This window comes from Streptomyces sp. NPDC037242, from assembly GCF_055604165.1.
This window is the reverse complement of the sequence record NZ_JBVJUY010000053.1, coordinates 1-19,807: the sequence shown is the minus strand read 5'-3', so window position 1 is coordinate 19,807 and position 19,807 is coordinate 1. Positions and strand designations below refer to the sequence as shown.

The window sequence follows — 19,807 nt, the reverse complement described above, 5'->3', positions numbered from 1 at the left end:
TCGGCGAACAATTTCCGCCTGCCCGGAAACAGAAAGGCTCGTGCACAACGCGCGCGCCTTGCCGGGCGCACCGGCATCACGCTGTCCGTGATGCTGGTGGCGACGTTGCTTCCAACTCAAGCCTGGGCGGCGCCACCCGGCGACCGCAGCGGCATCCAATTGCCCGGCCTCCAGCAGGACAAGCCGGCCAAGCTCGACGAGGTCGAAGCAGCCAAGCTCGAGGGCTGGGCCGGAGCCCCGGTACAGCCGCCTGCCGAGTACGAGCCCTCGAAGGTGACACCGCCTGTCGGCGGTACCGCCACCGTCGCACTCGAGCCCGCCACGGGCACCCAGCTCGTCCAGGCCGGCAGCCTGCCCGTGAGCATCGGCAAGGCCTCCCCTACCGAGTCCAATCCGATGCCGCCCGACCCGTCGGGCACCTGGTCCGTGTCCGTCGAAACCCGTGCCGCCACGGAGGCCGCCAAGGTCGACGGCGCCCTCATCAAGGTCACGCCCCCCGCAGAGGGCTCCACTCCGGTCGACGTCCAGCTGGACTACAAGAAGTTCAAGGACCTCTACGGCACCGAGTGGGCCACCCGCCTGGAGCTCAAGCAGCTCCCCGAATGCTTCCTCACCACTCCGGACCTCCCCGAGTGCTCCGTCTCCAAGGACGTCCCGTCCACCAACGACCCGGCCACCGGTACCGTCCGCGCAACCGTCGACCCGGCCACCGCGCCCAGCCAGGGCCTGCGCACCATGGCGGTCGGCGGTGGTGGTCCGATGGTCCTGGCCGCTTCCGACGGTGCCTCCGGCGCCGGCGGCACCTACCGGGCCACACCGCTTTCGCCGTCGGGTACGTGGACCGCGGGCGGCAGCGGCGGAGGGTTCTCCTGGACCTACCCTCTGACCGTTCCCACCGCCCCGGCCGGCCCCGCTCCGAGCGTCGCCTTCACCTACGCCTCGCAGTCGGTGGACGGCAGGACGTCGGTGGCGAACGGGCAGGCCTCTTGGATCGGTGACGGATGGGACTACAACCCTGGTTTCATCGAGCGCCGCTACCGGTCCTGCTCGGACGACCTCAAGGCCAGCCCGGGCACGCCCAACAACGACAACCCGACCGACCGGAAGAAGGGCGACCTCTGCTGGGCCGGCGACAACATGGTCATGTCGCTCGGCGGCGGATCGACCGAACTGGTCCACGACGCCACGACCGGCCAGTGGGTCCCTGCCAACGATGACGGCGCCAAGGTCGAGCGCAAGACGGGACAGGCCAACGGCGCGAAGGACGGCGAGTACTGGGTCGTCACCACCCGTGACGGAACCCGCTACTTCTTCGGCCGCCATGACGTCGACGGCGCGGGCAGCCGGGCCGTCACGAACTCGGTCTTCACCGTTCCCGTCTTCGGCAATCACCCCGGCGAGCCCTGCTACCAGTCTGCCTACGCCAACTCCTCGTGTGAGGAGGGCTGGCGCTGGAACCTCGACTACGTCGAGGACGTCCACGGCAACGCGATGATCATCGACTGGGCGAAGGAGACCAACAACTACGCCAAGAACGAGAAGTACAAGGCCAAGGTCTCCTACACCCGGGGCGGCTACCCCACCCAGATCTCCTACGGCCTGCGCGCCGACAACCTGAGCGCCGACCCGGCCGGCCGGGTCGATTTCCAGGTCGCGGAGCGGTGTGTCAGGGAGGGCAGCACCACCTGTTCGCTCGCCGAGTTCGAGTCGAACAACTACCAGGACAAGCAGCCGTGGTGGGACACCCCCTCCACCCTGCACTGCAAGGACGGCGGCAGCGAGGACTGCTACACCACCACGCCGACGTTCTGGAGCCGTAAGCGCCTGACCGCCGTCAAGACGTTCGGCCAGCGCACTGCCGGGTCCACGGCCTTGTCGCAGGTCGACCAGTGGGACCTGAAGCAGTCCTTCCCCAAGCAGCGCACCGACACCCACCCGCCCCTGTGGCTGGAGGCCATCACCCGCACCGGGTTCGGCACGCAGAAGGACAAGGCCGGCAACCTGAGCACCTCGCTGCCCTCGGTGTCGTTCATCGCCAACGTCAAGGACATGCCGAACCGCGTCGCCACCAGCGCGGACGACCCCACCCCGGACTTCGACCGGCTGCGGGTGGAGACCATCCGTACCGAGACCGGCGGGGAGATCCATGTCGACTACTCCGACCCGTGCCCGGTAGGCGGCAGCCACCCCAAGCCGGAGGAGAACACCACCCGCTGCTTCCCGGTCCGCTGGTCGCCCGACAGCACCCTGGAGAACCCTCCGCTGGAGTGGTTCAACAAGTACGTCATCGACCGCGTGACCGAGAAGGACCGCGTCGGCCGCCAGCCCGATGTCACCACCACGTACACCTACGAGGGCGACGCCGCCTGGGCCAAGGAGAACGACGAGTTCTCCAAGCCCGAGCTGCGCACCTACGGCCAGTGGCGCGGCTACGCCAGTGTCGTGACGAAGCGCGGCGTCACGGCCAACACGGGTGGCAGCGATGCCACAGAAGAGTCGCAGAGCCGCACCCGGTACTTCCGGGGCATGTCCGGTGATGCCGGACGCCCCAAGATCACGGTCAAGGACTCGACTAGCACAGAGGACCTCGGTGAGGATCTGCCCCAGTACCAAGGGCAGGCGGCGGAGACCATCAGCTACGCCAAGGCGGGCGGGGCCGTTGTGTCCCGTTCCCTGATGTGGCCCTGGAGCAAGAAGACCGCGTCCCGGCCGCGGGACGGAACGACCAACCTCGAGGCCTACCGCACGGGTGTCAGCCGGTCGGATGAGATTCAGTCCATCAGCGGCGGCAAGTCCCGCATGGTCCGCACCACGAGCACGGTTGACGCGACCTACGGACTGCCCGAGACCACCCAGACCGCGGCCCTCACCCACAACGGCACGAGCTGGACCACAGAGGTCCAGGAGTGTGTCACGACCTCCTATGTCCACAACCCGGACAAGAATCTGATCGGCCTGCCCCAGCGGGTCCGCAAGACCGCCGGCGACTGCTCCCAGGCATCTACTAGCGCCGTCCTCGGCGACGCACGGACCTCGTACGACGCTCTCAACGCCTTCGGGGCGGCCCCGTCCAAGGGCCTCTCCTACCAGTTGGACAGCCTCGATGCCGCCGGCACCGGCTGGGTCACCTCCGTGCGCACGGAATACGACGCCCTGGGCCGCGTCGTGAAGGCCTACGACGCAGCCGGCAACGCCAGCACCACGGCGTACACCCCGGCCACCGGTGCTGTCTCCACCGTGACCGCCACCAACTCCCTCGGCCACACCGCGACCACCAAGATCGACGCAGCGCGCGGCTCCACCCTCGAATCCACCGACGCCAACGGCCGCAAGACCACCATGGCCTACGACAACATCGGCCGGCTCACCGATGTGTGGACACCCTCGCAGAAGCTCACCGACAAGGCCGCCCAGGTCTTCGAGTACCAGATCTCGGAGCACGAGGCCCCGGTCGTCACCACAAAAACACTGCGGGACAACGGCACCTACGCCACTTCGGTCGCTATCTACGACGGCCTGCTCCGCCCCCGTCAGTCCCAGGGCGAAGCGCCCGGCGGCGGCCGCGTCATCACGGACACCCTCCACAGCGCGAACGGCACGGTCCGGCAGACCAACAACGGCTACTACGCCGAAGGCAAGCCGGACACGAAGATCTTCGTCCCCGAAACCGTCTTCCACGTCCCGAACTCCACCGAGACCGCCTACGACGGCCTCGGCCGCCCCGTCCGCACCACCACCCTGCACGCGGACGTCCCCCAGAACTCCACCACGACGCAGTACGGCGGAGACTGGACCCGGACCCGCACCGGCATGTCCGCCAACGGCTCCACCGCACTCAAGGGCAGCCGTGCAGTGGAAACCTGGACCGACGTCCTCAACCGCACCTCAGAGGTACGCCACTTCACGGCCACCGACCTCACCACGTGGAACAAGACCACGTACGCCTACGACGCGGGCGGCAAGCTGTCCAAGGTCACCGACCCGGCCGGGAACAACTGGACGTACACCTACGACGCCCGTGGCCGCATGACCTCCTCCGACGACCCCGACATGGGCAAGTCGACCTTCACCTACAACAACCTCGACCAGCAGGTCTCCGCCACCGACTCCGCCGGCCGCGCCCAGTACACCGCGTACGACGTCCTCGGACGTAAGACAGGCCTGCGCGACAACGCGGCCGACGGCCCCCTGGTCAGCTCCTGGACGTACGACACCCTGCCCGGCGCGAAGGGCCAGGCCGTCGCCTCAACCCGGTACGAGGGCGGCGCGGCGTACACGAGCGAGATCACCGGCTACGACACCGAGTACCGTCCGACCGGCTCGAAGATCACGATCCCGGACGTGGCCGCGACCAAGGGCCTCGCCGGAACCTACTCCTACGGCACCACCTACACGCCCAGGGGCAAGGTCCAGTCGACCACCCGCCCGGCCACCCCGGGCGGCCTGGCCGCCGAGAAGCTGATCACCCGGTACGACGACGACGGCATGCCCAAGACCCTGTCCGGTCTCAACTGGTACACCGCCGACACCGTCTACAGCCCCTTCGGGGAGGTCCTGCGTACCGCTTCGGGCAACCACCCGAACCGTGTCTGGACGACGAACCTCTACGACCAGTACACCGGCCGCGTCACCGAATCCACCAGCGACCGCGAGACCGCCAACCCCAACCGCATCTCCTCCCTGTCGTACGCCTACGACACCGTCGGCAACCCGACCTCCATCACCGACACCCAGACCGGCGGCCGCATCGACCGCCAGTGCTTCACCTACGACGCCATGGGCCAGCTCACCAACGCCTGGACCGGCAAGACCGCAGCCTGCACCGGCCCCAGCCTCAGCGATGTCACCCCGGGCCCGGATGGCGACGGCTACTGGCAGGAATACCAGTTCGACACGATCGGCAACCGCACACAGCTCATCGACCACGACCTCACCAACGGGGCCCTGGACGACAAGACCACGTACGACTACGGCGTCACCGTCACCGGGAACGGCACCCAGCCGGCCGGCACGACCCAGCCCCACGCCCTGGCCAAGACGACCAAGACCACCAACACGCCGGGCCGCACCGTCACCTCCCTCTCGAACTACGAGTACGACGCGTCCGGCAACACCAAGAGCCGCCGCATCGACGGCGACACCCAGGCCCTGAACTGGGACCGCCGCAACAAGCTCACCTCCGCCACCAGCCCCGGCATCGGCTCAGTCGCGGCCATCGGCGTCCTCGGGAAGTGCATGGACGTAGCCGAGGGCTCCACTGCGGACGGCACGGCCGCACAGATTTGGCCCTGCAACGAGACCAAGGCCCAGCAGTGGCGCCTGACCGGCGACACCGTCCGCGCCTTCGAAAAGTGCCTCACCACCAGCGGCACCAAGGTGGTCATCGCCACCTGCGACGGCAGCGACAAGCAGAAGTTCCTCTACCGTGCGAGCGACAAGTCCCTCTACAACCCGGCCGCCAACCAGTGCGTCGACGTCCCCAACAACGCCATCGACGGCAGCGACCTCCAGCTGTGGTCCTGCAACGCAACCGGCGCCCAGCAGTGGAACTTCGACAACACCACCACCTACGTCTACGGCCCCTCCGGTGAACGGCTGATCGAGGAGACCGGCAGCGCCCGGACCCTGTACCTCGGCGAAGCCGAGATCACCGTCAACAAGGCCGGCCAGGCCATCGACGCCGTCCGCTACTACAGCAGCCCCGGCGCCCCCACCACAGTCCGCCGCACCGAGGGCAAGAGCCAGAACCACAAGCTCTCCGTCCTGCTCACCGACCACCACAACACCGCAACCGCCTCTGTCGACCAGGCCTCCGGCCAGACCGTCACCCGCCGCAAGTCCGACCCTTACGGAAACCCCCGCGGCGCCCTCACCTCGAACTGGCCCGACAGCCACACGTTCCTCGGCTCCGGCGTCGATGACAACACCACGGCTCTGACCCACATCGGCGCCCGCGAATACGAAGCCGCAACCGGCCGCTTCATCAGCGTCGACCCCATCATCGACATCACCGACCCGCTCCAGATGAACGGCTACACCTACGCAGCCGGCAATCCCATCTCAGGCTCCGACCCCAGCGGCCTGCGCAGCGAGGAATGCGGAACCCTCTACAAGTGCAAGGGCCAGTCGGTCATCACTTTCTCCAACGCCAAGGAGACGACGGCCGAATACACCCCCGTGGACACCCAGCGCAGGTACTACGAGACACACGCGCCCTCCCCCGACATCCACGGCGGCGGCGGAAGAGACGAAGCATGGACGTACACGAGGATCACCAAGCAGATCTTCAGCAACCAAAACGTCCCCTACGTGACCGGAATCGACTTCAAACCCGGACACTTCCTCGCCGGAATGGGCCAAGGCGTCCTGGACCTCGCCAGCAACGGAAACCCCGTCACCCTGATATCCAACGCCGTAGGCGGACCAAGCGCCGGCGACTGGACTCGTAACCTCCTGAGCAAGGCTGGCTTCAACGACAATGACCACTCCTTCCAGGTCGGGGAGTTCCTCTCCCCCGTCCCAGGCGGGGGCGCGGCGAAGCTCGGAGAGAAGTTCATCGCGAAATTCTTCTCCAAGTGCAACAGCTTCACGCCTGAGACACCCGTCCTCATGGCGGACGGCACCACCAAACCGCTCGAAGACGTCACCCCAGGCGACAAGGTTCTAGCAACCGACCCAGAATCAGGCGAAACAGCCGCCGAGGATGTCACCGCAACCATCGACGGAGAAGGCACCAAGAACCTCGTCCAAATAGCAGTCGCCCAAGTCAATGAAGCGGACAGCGGCTCAACCACCATCACCGCGACGGACGAACACCCCTTCTGGGTGCCTGCACTCAACGAGTGGGTCAACGCAACAGACCTCGCCGTTGGCCAGCTCCTGCAGACAAACGCTGGCACCCTCGTCGAGATCACAGCGATCAACCGCTGGATGCATCAGGCAACAGTCCGCAACCTGACCGTAGCCAACATCCACACGTACTATGTGCTCGCTGGACAGACACCGGTTCTGGTTCATAACAGTGGAGGATGTCTTCCCGTCCTTCGGGACTGGAGGAGTCAGCGGTTCCAGTTCGGGAATCAATCCTTCTTGCTCGACAAGAAGGGAATGGAGCACATCCTCACTCGCCATCACCCGAAATACTGGGATGGCTCGGTGAAGAAGACGCAATCCTTCTTCGATTCGAGCATGAGTGTCGATGACGTCCAGAGTTCGATCAGTCAGGTGATGCAGCAGAACCGCGATACGCTGCTCCAGCGAGGAAGTCGGGGTATGTATCAGATTCGAGGGAGAGTCGATGGCGTCGATTACGTACTCGGCATGAACAGAGGTCGAGTGGGCCAGTTCTATCCGGAACCTCCAAAGCCTAAGGAGCCCTGACATGGTTGAGATTGAGACGCTCCTGAAGGGCGTGGACGGCGCGTTCGTACAGGTAGAAGCCTGTCGCACTCCGCCGCCCGACCCTGACTACATTGAAGGCGCCGTACGGCTGTCCGTTGATGGATTGGAGATCATCGGACCCGAAGAATGGGACTACGTCGACCAGCTCTGGTGTTATATCGCCGAGATGGTGAAGAAATTGCAGTCGGCGGGTTACGCGGAGACGTATTTCCCGGATCAGCCGATTAACCTCTCTTTTCAGACCGTAGGGTCTCGCGTCTTGGTGACTGCCAAGATTGGCGAAGAAATCAAGAGGGCAAACGCTGCATCGACGGACTTCCTCGAAGCTATTAGAGCGGCGGGTATAATCTTCTTTAGGAAGATGTCCGAGCTTGTCCCGTCTAATTCATATGCCGAGGCGCAGCAGGACCTGTCAGTGTGACCAGACCAGGGGCCCCGCCGGAAATGCTTAAATCCGGTGGGGCCACCTGGGCTCTTTACGCCAGTAGTTGACGCTGCGGCAACGGGGGCGCGCAACACGGCACTTCCACGCACATCCACGGACTGGTCGAATTCTGCTGACCTGCGGAAACGCAGATGACAGCACCTCCTTCGACGGGGTTGAGGTCGGGCGCCCGCAGTACTTACGTAAGCCGCCGGGATCGGACTGCCGCGCTTGATGACCCTGCTCGAGCTCCCAAGGTAGACGCCGACTGGTTCGAATTGGCAACAGAACGCGGATTGATCTCTGTCGACCGTCAGCTGCTCCTGCTCCTCATCAGCATGCCGCACTCCGACACGGTTGACGATACGGATGTTGAGGGAGTCTGGGGACTTGTCGAACCTATGGATGACTGGGACATCATGGGTGCAGGCTGTCGGTCGGTATCATGGGGAGACCATACGGCTATCCCGCGTTCGTCATGCCTACTCTCGACGGCCCGCCTGAACATCGGGAATCCCTACCGGTCAGCTGCCGAAAACGAGGACACGTTTGCTTGGCTAGCCAGTTGGCTTGATCGGATTTCTCGCCCTTTAACGGAGCCGGAAACAGGAGCCCCATCGAGTTGCACTCGATGGGGCTCTGTGTGTTATGACGCCGCGGCAACGTCCTTACGGGCACTGCGATCAACAAACAGGAATTCAACAACACATATCTCCCTATCTCAAGCGGGTCGCGAACTGGGGCACCTACGACCCCAAGCTGGACTGGAACATGAAGATGGACGCGGCGCTCGGGGCATGCCAGAAAATGGTCGATCGCAGCTGTGGCCCCCGCCACCTTCATTTACGCCAAATGTTAAATCGAGCCTATAATCGTTCGAGCCCTTTGAAGGCGGAGGTACAACAAGGCCATCCGTAGGAATCCTTAGGTACGGGCCGGGTTACGGGATGCCTCAAGAACAGGTTCGTGACGGGCACCGAGGTCTCAGTTGGCAGATGAGACCGGCAAGCCGACGCTGACCACGGTGACGAGGTCCCCTCTACCAACCCCGAGACCGGCGAGACAACTGGCAAGAACGTCGCAGCCGTCACGGAAGACCCTCGCCGGGCCACTCACCGCAGCAAGATCGGAAAGTTCCGCATGGACCGCCAGAGAATCGACCCACAGAACGGGCCCTAGAGCGCCTGAACTCCGAGGTCTTGGTGTGATGGGATCACCCATCGCGTGCCAGGCCGTCAGCGGCCCTCCTGTGGCTTTCACTCCCCTTCCCATCCCCCACGGGCCTAAGAAGGGCCTCCTTACCTCCTATTCGTGCCAGAATAGGAGGCACCCTGATGGACGGTCACCAGGGACCGTCCGGAGGGAAGTTGAGACCTCGATGCTTAGCGACGCTAACGGGATGACCTCCGACCCAGCGACTGAAGCGACCGACACTCAGGAAGTCCTCGACTCGGAACTCGTCGAGGACGGACAACCTCGCGGGGCCGCGCCCCTGCCGGCGACGCGCGCGCCCTCCCCTCCCCCGCGCTACGCGATCACCCGTGACACCGTTCTCACCGAGGGCGAACTGCCGCCGGTCGCCGGTGAGCAACCTGCCTTCACCGAGAAGGACTTCACCGTCTCGGCGGCCGTCAAGGACCGGCTCGATCGGCGGGGTGCGAAGAACACTCGCATCAACCGGGACTCCTCCCGCGCTGCGTACCAGCGCTGGTGCGCGGCCCACGGCCGGATCGCCCGTCCCACCACGACCACCGCGAACCTCACCGAGTACATCGGACACCTCATCGACACCGGCCGCTACAAGCCCGACACCCTGCTGCAGTACCTGTCGCGCATCGTCACCTGGTACCCGAAAGGCGAACGCCCCGACGACTCCCTCGCGCGCGAGATGGTCGCGACCTTCCGCGCCGAGGAATGGGCGCCGGCCGGCGGCCGCACCGAGCAGTCGGCCGCCATGCAGATCGCTTACCTGGTCCGGGTCCTGGACTCCATCGACGAGGCCACCCGCATCGGCCGGCGTGACGCGGCGATGCTCGCCCTCATGTACGGCAAGCTCTCCCGCCGCATCGAAGCAGCGGACCTCCTTGTCGAGCACGTCCGGATCTCCGACTCGGAAGTCTGGGTGTACACCGTCAAGTCGAAGACCGACCAGAAGGCCAAGGGATCCTGGCGCCGCATCAGCGACCGCGCCGACCTCCAGCTCGTCGCACGCCTCCGGTCCTGGCTCGGTGACCTGCACGAACTGGGAGCCGACCAGCCCCGCTCCCCACTCTTCCGCGCCCTGACGGTCAAGGGCAACCTCGCCAACCGCACTCTCGCGACCGACCGCGGCGACCACCTCTCCGGCCGAGCCGTCAACGAAATGGCCAAGAAGCGCGCCGCAGCCGCGGGCCTCCCCTACATCGCCGGCCTCAAGGTCACCGCCCACTCCTGGCGCGCCGGCCCCAACACCGACATGAGCAAGGCGGGCGTCCCCCTCAAACTCCGCAACCAGGCAGGCGGCTGGGCCAAGGAGTCCCGCCTCGCGGACACGACGTACGACCGCCCCGACGACACCGACACCATCGACCCGATGGACGCGGTCCCCTTGTACGGCAACTTCACACGCCCCGCCTGAAACAGCACGCGGGCAGGCCAAGTCGGCGCCGGCCATGGTCCCGGTGACACGGTCCCGCCCCAGTAACTCTCTGTCCCCGGCGCGATGAACCGAGGGACTGGACACGCGAGCCTGGCTGGGGCGAGGGTCGTCCCCGCGGGCGCAGGGAGCAGGAGGATCCGCTCCGCCGGGTGACGGTCCGGTCGGGTACATCCCCGCGGGCGCGGGGAGCAGACAGCCGATGAGGGAAGGAAGTGATCTGGAGTGCGAGCACGCCCTCGTTCGCTGTGCGGGCCTTATTGTGCCACCGACGGAGTGGGCTTGCCCAGGTGACGAAATGCGGTCGACGGTCGGCCGGGCATCTCGGCTCTGCCTGCGCTCGCACCGCAGCTGGCTCCCGTTAGCGGTCATCACCCGGGATCGCGGACACAGCTGCGCGGGATCGAAGCCTGGCGAAAGCCATGTTCCTGCAGGTCAGTTAACTCCGTCGGTTGCCCTAGGGGATGACGAGTAGCTTGCCGGTGGTACGCCGAGCCTCCAGATCGCGGTGAGCTTGGGCGGCCCCGGCGCGCCGCGCCAGCTGGGCCTTCTCCGGTGTCGAGGTTGTGCCGATCACTCTGCCGCCGAGATGGGTGATGAGCTGGGTCAGCACAAGCCCCATGCCGCCGGCAGCAGCGTGCACGAGCACCGTGTCGCCTGGCTGGACCGGGTAGGCGTCCTTGACGAGGTAGTGCGCCGTCATGCCCTGCAGCAGCACGGCGGCGGCCTCGAAGTCGACGCCGTCGGGCAGGGGCACGAGCCGGGAGGAGTCCACGACGGCCTGCTCGGCGTAGGTGCCGGGAATCTCCACCCAGCCGACCCGGTCTCCCACAGCGACGTGGGTGACGCCGGGTCCAACCTCGAGGACCGTGCCCGCGCCCTCAGTGCCCGGGGTGAAGGGCAGCGGGAGGGTGTACCGGCCCTGGCGGTGGTATGCGTCGAGGAAGTTGACGCCGGACGCGGCGACCTCCAGGACCGCCTGGCCCGGGCCCGGCATCGGTTGATCAATGTCGACCAGTCGCAGCACCTCGGGACCGCCCACTTCGGAAACCTGAATCGCTCGCATGACCCCTCCTGAAACGGCTACTGAGAACTCGTAACACGATCATGAGTTGGGTTTGTTGAGGCATCGCCAGCAGATGAGATTAGGGCAGGTGGGGGCCGATGTAGCCGATGTGGATCTGGCGAGTGCGGCCGTGGGTGTCGTCGTGGAGGTGGAGGCGGGGCGCGGGGGGGCGTCCGGAGCCGATTCGGATGTGTTCGCCCATGAACATTCGGCCGGTGGGGTCGATGGTGCGGGGGACGGGGAAGGTGCGGCTCTCTCGCAAACGGCTGTTGGTGGTACGGCTTTCGGATTCGCCCGGTGCGTGTCGAGTGGCTGGGATGAGATCCTTGGCGTCGGGCCAGCGCAGGTAGGCGGCGAGGTGCGGCAGCAGTTGGGGGCCGTGTCGGGTGGCGGCTTCGGCGTAGGTCTGGAGAGTGTTCAGGGTCTGCCAGCTGCGGCGGATCCACAGCTGTTCCAGGGGGTGGCCTCGCAGAGGGGCCGTGGTGGCTGTGATGTCCGCAAGGACGATCCGGGTGAGTTCGCGGTGTGTCTGGTCAGCGAGTTGCTCCCAGCTGTCAGGCGTCGGGGGCCCGGTCTGGGAAAAGGGCAGGCAGGGGGGTGGACTGGCCGCGGCGAGGCGTGCGCGCAGGCGGATGATCTCCGTGTTCTGGCCGTCGAGGAGTTCTTCTGCGGCCTCAACGTCTTGTTCGGCCTGTTCGCGGCGGCGGTCGGCTGTTTCAGCGGCCGGGGTGAGCGCGTCGGTGGCAGTGGCGTTCTTGAGGTCGGCGAGGTGCTGCTCGATGTCTCGGAGGCGTGCCAGGGCTGTCTGCTCGCGGCTCGTGGCATCCCGTACGGCCAGGACAGCGTCCTTCAGGTCCCTTTCGTGGGTGGTGGCGAGCTGCCGCCAGGTGTCGCGGTCGGCCGTGAGGGCCTTCAGCTGTCGATCTTTGGCCTGGAGGGCGGCCGCGGCTTGTTCGAGGCGTTCGGTGTCGGTGTCCAAGGTCCAGGTGTCTTGCAGGTCGCGGACGAGGGCCAGGATGGCGGGGGTGGCGGGCCAGGGCGCTGCCGCGTGCTGGAGGACAGCGGCCAGTAGCGGGGCGGGATCCGCGGCCGTGGCGTTTCGGAGCTCCAGATCTCTGAGGCTGATGCCGGGGCGGGGAGGGTGGGAGGGAATGATCACCGCTCCGCCAGGGGGAAGCTTTACACCGGTGGTGTGCAGGAGGCGGTTGACGGCCTGGCGTTGGTCGCCGAGGACGCGGTACTCCAGGATGCGGCCCAACATACCGGGTGGCAGAGCGGCCAGTGCGGGCGTGTGGGAATAAACGGGGTGGGATTCGTGGACCAGGACGCTGATGGTCCAAGGGCTCTGGGCTAACTCCCGCAGGTGTCCGCGCAGGGCAGTGTCGAGGGGCAGCTGGCAGACCTCACCAAAGAGGGCACCGCGCGGCTGGTCGCAAACGGCCAGCGTGCCGGCGGGTACGAACCGGGTCAGGGGAGAGGGCCATGCCCAGTCCCATGCCGCTTCGGCCTGGGCGGTCAGCTGCCACCGGGTCCCGCCTTCCCTCGAGTCGTCACAAAGGATCAGGCGGGCTCGTACTTTCACGCCGTCGCCGGCACGCCATCGTGCGTCGAACACTGCGTCCGGACCGTCGCCGCAACCCGCTCTCTGGGCGCGGGCCCAGTCCTCGATCACGTTGTCGGCGTGCAGCGCGGTCAGGCGGGCGGCCACCAGGGCGGCCGTGCCGGATCCCACGAACCAGCCCCGGGACGCCCAGACCGTTTCAGGCAGGAGGACTTCGGGGTTCTCGGTCACTGTCACGGCATCATGTCCCGGAGAGTCGCGCCGTCAGAGCCCGTCCGGCCCAGTCGGGCGCACAGGGCCGGATCCGCTGCGGCAAGGATCGGACGGACATCACCCCCAACCCCCTTCCCACGCTGCGGGACACGGACGGGCGTCGGTCCATCACTCCCCTGACGCAGCCCAGAGCCTCGTGGGCTTCTATGACGCCGACTGGCCAGCCGGCTCGACGCCAGGAGCGGGGGCCCTCGGGTCGAGCGCACGTGCCGCACGTCATCGTCAGCAGGTGGCCTCCAGGTCCGGCTCGACCAGTCGCGTGCGGAACTCGACAGCACCGAGGCGTCGAACCCGAAGATCATCCAGCTCCAAGCCGAGCGCGTATTTCAGGTCCATGCCGTACCGCCCCCGATGCGCTGCCGCCCGGTCGGTGAGGTCTCGGCGAACTGCAACACCGTCACCAGCGCCAGTTGGCCCGGAGACCAGCCCGGCCGCCCTCTGGCTCCGAACGCCTCGGCGAACTCGGCGTCCGCGAACAACTCGCCCAGCTCGTCACGGACCCGCATCGCCAACGGGTACGGGCCCCGTGCCGCCACCGCCCGCGCCACCTGCGCGGTCAGCTCAGGCACCTTCGGCCACTGCACCGGCCGCATCGAGATTCCACACCCCACCCGCGACCGGGAACGCCAAAACGGCCGCTGCTGCCCGGCCAAAGAGCCGCCAGCCCCGCCGGGCACGGAATAGGCCAGCAGGATCGGCCCAGTTCTCGTATAGCTGCCGCCAAGTGGCGAGTAACGTTGAGTAACTACGCGTGGCTGCGGTCGCGCTATTGAGGAGGGTCCTGGGATACGGCCGAAAGGGATGTCAACGGCCAGGCCCTGACCGAGCAGTGGGCGGGCCAGCTGCGGGCACAGCTGCCGGACATCGCCTCGAACGTGGGCGCATGTGGTGCGTCTGGTTGGGCTGAACGTCGGGCGGGGTGGGGATGACTTCGATCGAGAGGACCGCGTATCCGCGGTTCAAGCGGCTGATCACCGCGCGCGAGCTACACGTGTTCTTCACTCCCGGCGAGGAGGAGCGGGTCTGGGCTGGGGAGGTCACAGACTCTGACGAGCACCGGCTCGCCCTGCTGGTGGCGCTGAAGTCCTACCAGCGGATGGGCTGCTTTCCGAAGGCGCACGACGTGCCGGACCAGGTGGTGGAGTTCGTGCGCCGGGCGGCGGAGCTCCCGGAGGACACCCTGCCGGTATGCGGCTCGGAGCGGACGGCCAAGAGCCAGAGGAGCATGGTCCGCCAGCGGTGTCAGGTGCGCTACGACGGCCCGGCGGCCGGCGGCCCGCGCTCTGGCCGAGGAGACCCTGTTCTCGTGTAGCTGCCGCTACCCGCCAGGTAGCTGTGAGTAGTTGCGATCACCTAGCGTGTGCGGTGGATGGTTGGTGTCGATCATGACTGCGATACGGCGAAGAGCAGGTCGCCTCTCGCGCCGTGATCGCGGATGATCTGGGGAAGGCTGTCCGGTGGTAGCGCGTGGGCCGGTAGCCCTCGCAGTCATGCTGAGTGCCGACGAGCCGTCTCTCAACGACCTGAACGACGAGCAGATCCAAAAGCTCCTGGGCAAGGTCGCCCCGAAGGTGAAGGCCTGGGTCGGCGAGGAGCGGTGGCTGCGGCTGGACGAGATCGGGGTCCGAGTAGCGCGCCGACGCCGTCGTGGACGATCGGCTCGACGCCGACATTGGTGGCCTCGGCGGTGAGGACAGCGGCCACGGACAGTTCGAGGTCGTCCATCCGGGAAGTTGGTCTCGGAGACGTGGGTGAAGTCGCCCAGGTAGGGCACCCAGGAGTTCGCCTCCAGTACCATCTCGGGCAGGTCGACGGTCGGCAGGCGGGCCTCGACCTCCTTGTGGAGCTCGCGCAGGGGGCGGGCTCGTCCAGGCGGTCCAGGCCGGTGAGGGTGATGCGGTCCCGGCCGCCCTGCTGTTCGATCCGTACGACGGGGTTGGCGGCCAGGCCGTTGGCGAACTCCCGGTGGGCCGAGTCGAGGCGGTCGGGCCAGCCCGCCAGGATCTTGTCCGGCTTCGGGACGAGGCCGAGTTCCTCGCAGACCCGGGAGGGGGCGGCCTCCCACGCGGTGTCGTTGAGCAGCCGGGCGTTGGGGTCGCCCCACTTGCGCAGGCCCTCCACGTACACCTCGTGCCGGTGCAGAGCGGTGCGCAGGGCCTCGGCGGAGGCGACGATCAGGGCGCGCTTCTCGAGGCTGGCCACGGGCATCGGCGGGGGTGGGAAGACCAGGCGCCGCCATGCGGAGGTGAGGAACTTTGCTGGGACCTCCCACGCCTGGATGGGGCGGCGCCGGCCTTGGTCATCTTGGTGCTGGAGGAGCGGATCAGGTCGCCCATCACCAGGTCGAACACCTCGAACACCTCAATCGCCTCGTCGGCTGCGATCTGCGGCATCACCGCGGCGAACGCCACCAGGGCGGCCAGGCGCCGGTCCCCGGCCAGATCGGAGACCGCTTGGGCGCGGGCGGCCCGCGCGAAGCGGACCAGCGCCTGGAGCCTGCCCGGGGGGCATCGCCGACAGGTCCCAGGCAGTGCCGCCGAAGGCGTTCAGGGCCTCGTAGCGTTCCAGTGCCTTGCCCACCCCGCGGGCCTCGTCGCCCGGGGAGTAGGGGGTCTCAGTAAAGGCTCACGTCATAGGCCTTGAGGATTTCGCCGATCGGCTGGAAATACGTGACGCCGCGAGGGGATCCCGATTCGGTACCGCATTCGGTGCCCTCGTCGATGGCCGTCGCGATCCCCAGCGCGGTGCTACCGGAGAAGAACGGCCCGCCGCTGTCGCCGGGTATGGCGCAGGCCGTGGTTTTGACCAGGCCGCTGGTCTCGAAGGTGTGTCCGTCGTCGTCGACCCCGTTGAGCGTCTGATCGACGGCCGTGACGACACCGGTCCTGACCTGCGAGAGGAAGCCGCTGCGCGTCACCTTCTGGCCGACCCGGGCCTCGCCGGTTTTGGTGATCGTCTGGAATCTGCCGTTGTACAGGTTGACATCATGCGGCGGAATGCCGGGAGCGGTGTACTTGACGATGCCGTAGTCGCCCTTCCGTGAATGGACGCTGGGGCGGGACGCGGACATGCTGCCGACCCTCATGTCGTCGTCGATGAAGACGCCGTTGAACCGGTCGTTCCCATGGCCGCAGTGGCCGGCGGTCACGAAGAAGTAGGCGTGGGGATCGCGGTTGCTGCGTACGTTGAACCCCAGGGAGCACGTACCGACCTTGGTGTCGTTGTGGACGCCGTCTCCGCCGTGCATGGCAGCGGGGCCCATGCGTGACGAACCGGTGCCCGTGGCGAGAGCCCGGGTCCCGGACGCTTGCGCGAGCCCCCTGCGGGAAGCGGAGGTGGAGGAACCGGCCACACGAGTGAGCGCCACGGCGTCACCCAGAGGCTTGAGAACTTTCTCCAACTGGTCGAGCCGGGCCCCTGAAACGGTGGCATCCGCCGACACGGCGATCCTGTCGTGAACCGGATCGGTCGCCCAGCCCGTCCCGGTAATGCGTGCGGTCTCCTCCAAGTGGGCGCGGACTTCACGCAGTTGGGATGTGCTGCGCTTCACCAGCCGGGTCTGCACGCCCTCACGACGGGCTGTGTCGACCGCGGCCCTGTCGGTGACGTTGAGGATCACCCGCGCGGTGTGCTCGTCCACGAACGAACCCGCCGTCCGGTCCACCCCCAGCCGCCGCTCCAGGGCATCGGCAGCCACACCGGTCCTCGCGGTGATCGCCTCGGCGTCCGCACCCACGGGTACGGAGGTGTCAGCCTGCTCGGGGATGGAGGCCAGGGCAGCGGTTGCCACGAGTGCCGCGGCCGTCAGCGCCGCCGACCGCCGGGCGCCTCGTACAGCAGCAGTACGCACATGGTTCATGGGACGTCCTTCATGGGAGGGCAGGCTGGTCCGGTGCCAGGGCGGCGGTGCGGGGGCAAGGCCCGCGCTCCCGGCCGGTACGTGAGGTGTTCCGGCGTGGCCGCTGCCCAAAAGGTCGGCCTCGCAGGCCCCCTGGCCTGCGGTTCCACCACCCTGCCCCAGCCACCACCCTCTCCACACCCCGCCGACCGGAGGGGATGCGGCCCAGGTCCCACTCGACTGAGCCACCCCCAGTACTCCACCTCGTCGCGGTCGCGCGGACGTTGCAAAACCCGCGCCTGACCCGGGTGGGAGTGAGGCGCGGGGTTCGGTTCGCCGCTCCCAGGACCGCCGGGGGTCTTCGGTGAGGGGCCGGGCGGGACAGAGCTGGGTATGCGCGGCGATGATCAGCCAGGTCCACAGGTCGGCGGTGCCAGCGCGGCGGATCTTCGGTGCGGTCCATCCGAGGGTCTGTTTCACGGTGCGCACCGTGGTCCGGTCGATGGCGCTGAAGGCCTCGTCGAAGAGGTACACGGCAGGGTCCCGGAGGATGGCCCGGGCCAGGACCAGCCGTTGCGCCTGGCCGCGCGAGAGGCCGCTGCCGTTCTCCGCGACGTGCCAGGAAAGCCCGCCGGGAAGGGCACCCAGCACCTCGTCGAAGCAGGCCATTCGGCAGGCACGCGCGATGTCCGCGTCGGTGTGGGGCCGGCCGAGGGTGAGGTTCTCCCGGACGTCGGCGGCGAGGAGGAAGGGGTTGTCGCTGACGTAGAGGACGTGGTCCCTGAGTTCTTCTGCGGCCATCTGTGCGAGATCGGCGCCACCGATGCTGACGGTCCCCTGGTAGGCCGGGAAGAACCCGGCCAGGGCTTTGAGCGCGGTGCTCTTGCTGCGGCCGTTGGGGCCCGAGAGGAGTACGGAGGTGCCCGGCGGGACCGTCAGGGTGAACTGTTCGAGGGCGGGCCGGGAGGACGCGGGGTAGGTGACCGACAGGGCCTGGACGGCGATGGCGCCCCCGAGGGGCTTGCGGCGGTCCGGCGACGGGGGGTCGCCGGGTGCGGGTTCCTGCTTCTGGTACAGGACGTCCCGGTAGCGGCCCAGCGCCGCGGACAGGCGCTGGAAGGTGATCTGCAGGGTAGCGAGGGAGTCGACGGAGACGAGGAAGTACCCGGCGAGGGTGACCGAGGCGAAGACCTGACCGAAGCTGTGGGCGCCCGCGGCTCCTTGACGCAAGCTCATCCAGGCCACGAGGAGGGTGGTCAGTGCGAGATTGGCGGACTTGGCCACGGTGTGGAGGTTGCCGAGCCTGCCCAGCAGCGTCTCGGAGGTGATCCTGCGCTCCAGGCGGTCCAGGATGCGCCCTTGGGCGTGGCCGCGGGCGGCGAAGGCTGTGACCTGCTCGTGGTGGCGCAGGATGCTGAAGAGCTCGGCCTTCACGGTGGCATCGCGTTGCAGGGCCTCCTCGGCCGCCGCTTTGACCGGAGGGAAGAGCAGCCATGCGGTCAGGGCGCTGGCCGCGACCGAAGCGGTGAGCGCCAAGCCCACGAAGGGGTCCAGCAGCGCCAGGTATAGCAGCGCCAGGTATCCGCCCAGGACGATCACGATGCCCGCGTCGATGGCGCAGTGCACGGAGGTGGAAGCGAGCGCGCTCTGGATTTCCTGCGCGTCGTCGAGCCGGCTGACCAGGTCGCCGGTGCGCCGTCCCTGGTGGAAGGAGCTCGGCAGTCGCAGCAGGGTGCGGACGTAACGGGCGCTGAGGCGGCGCTGGAGGGACTGGGCCAGGGCGACCGCCATCCGCCCGCGCAGGTACTGGGCACCCGCCGCGACGGCGATCGCCCCGGCGAACAGGGCCGCCAGGACATCGGCCTGGGCCGGGGAGTCGGTGGCGGCCACCCGGTCGACCGCGAACTGCAGGAAGAGGCCGGTGAGCAGGGCGACGGCCGAGACCCCCGCCGTCGGCAGCAGGATCGCGACCAGTGCGGGCCAGCAGGAGCGCAGGAGCGGCCACAGCAGACGCGGCACCGCCACCCCGGGCATCGCCCCTGCCCCCGACATCCTGGAACGCAGGTCCGGGCGGGCCGGGGCAGGCTCGGTGACCAGGGCCTGACCGGCGAAGATCAGGGCCAGGTCGTCGGCGGCCAGGACGCGTGGTCGGGAGAAGAGCGGATCACTCAGGGTGAAACGGCCGTCGCGTACGGCGTGCACGACGACGAAGTGCGGGCTGCTGCCCACATGGACCCGGATGATCGCCGGACCTGCCAGCGTGAGGGCCCTCTCCAGCTGCTGGACGTCGAGGCGCAACAGCAGGCACTCGACACCGTAGTCCGCGAGTACCTGCTGGAGCCGCAGCAGGGTGGAGCCCAGGTGGCCCAGGCCCACGGCTTCTCGTAAGAGGGCCGAGTCGATTTGCCTGCCGTGGCGGCGCAGCACGGTGCGCACGCAGGCCGGACCGCAGTCCGAGTCGCCGCTCTGGTGGCTGTGGTAGCGCCGGAAATTCACGGGGGGTCTCTCTGGTCTGGCCGTGGGGGGGGGGGGGGGGGGGGGGGGGGGGGGGGGGGGGGGGGGGGGGGGGGGGGGGGGGGGGGGGGGGGGGGGGGGGGGGGGGGGGGGGG

General features: G+C 67.7%; 8 protein-coding genes. 4 read left to right on the top strand and 4 right to left on the bottom strand.

The features are described from left to right. The first annotated feature begins 105 nt into the window (after window positions 1–105). From ACZ7GJ_RS36965 to ACZ7GJ_RS36955, 3 genes are all read left to right on the top strand, one after another. Window positions 106–7,380 (top strand): ricin-type beta-trefoil lectin domain protein, encoded by a 7,275-nt coding sequence (locus ACZ7GJ_RS36965; protein ID WP_470758226.1) that lies wholly within the window; start codon window positions 106–108, stop codon window positions 7,378–7,380. Between the two features lies 1 nt (window position 7,381). Beyond that, complete coding sequence (locus ACZ7GJ_RS36960; protein ID WP_470758224.1) at window positions 7,382–7,822, top strand: hypothetical protein; 441 nt, start codon at window positions 7,382–7,384, stop codon at window positions 7,820–7,822. A gap of 1,402 nt (window positions 7,823–9,224) precedes the next feature. Further along, window positions 9,225–10,442: a tyrosine-type recombinase/integrase gene (locus ACZ7GJ_RS36955; RefSeq protein WP_470758222.1), complete on the top strand. Its 1,218-nt coding sequence runs from the start codon at window positions 9,225–9,227 to the stop codon at window positions 10,440–10,442. Between the two features lie 475 nt (window positions 10,443–10,917). Here ACZ7GJ_RS36955 and ACZ7GJ_RS36950 read toward each other — a convergent pair whose 3' ends face one another. The 3 genes from ACZ7GJ_RS36950 to ACZ7GJ_RS36940 all read right to left on the bottom strand — a co-directional run bounded on the left by ACZ7GJ_RS36950 (window position 10,918) and on the right by ACZ7GJ_RS36940 (window position 13,953). Then, a complete protein-coding gene (locus ACZ7GJ_RS36950) occupies window positions 10,918–11,526 on the bottom strand; it encodes an alcohol dehydrogenase catalytic domain-containing protein (RefSeq protein WP_470758220.1) in 609 nt (202 codons plus the stop codon). A 79-nt stretch (window positions 11,527–11,605) separates the two neighbouring features. Further along, window positions 11,606–13,234, bottom strand: a complete 1,629-nt coding sequence (locus ACZ7GJ_RS36945; RefSeq protein WP_470758218.1) for a zinc ribbon domain-containing protein — start codon at window positions 13,232–13,234, stop codon at window positions 11,606–11,608. Window positions 13,235–13,686: 452 nt separating this feature from the next. Next, window positions 13,687–13,953 (bottom strand): hypothetical protein, encoded by a 267-nt coding sequence (locus tag ACZ7GJ_RS36940; RefSeq protein WP_470758216.1) that lies wholly within the window; start codon window positions 13,951–13,953, stop codon window positions 13,687–13,689. Between the two features lie 332 nt (window positions 13,954–14,285). Here ACZ7GJ_RS36940 and ACZ7GJ_RS36935 point away from each other — a divergent pair, with 332 nt between their 5' ends. After that, window positions 14,286–14,672 (top strand): DUF4158 domain-containing protein, encoded by a 387-nt coding sequence (locus ACZ7GJ_RS36935; protein ID WP_470758214.1) that lies wholly within the window; start codon window positions 14,286–14,288, stop codon window positions 14,670–14,672. 1,302 nt (window positions 14,673–15,974) lie between these two features. On the opposite strand, the gene ACZ7GJ_RS36930 is transcribed toward ACZ7GJ_RS36935, so the two are convergent. Next, window positions 15,975–19,694 carry an ABC transporter transmembrane domain-containing protein gene (locus ACZ7GJ_RS36930; protein WP_470758212.1) on the bottom strand — a complete coding sequence of 1,240 codons (3,720 nt, stop codon included), beginning with the start codon at window positions 19,692–19,694 and terminating at the stop codon, window positions 15,975–15,977. Window positions 19,695–19,807 lie beyond the last annotated feature (113 nt).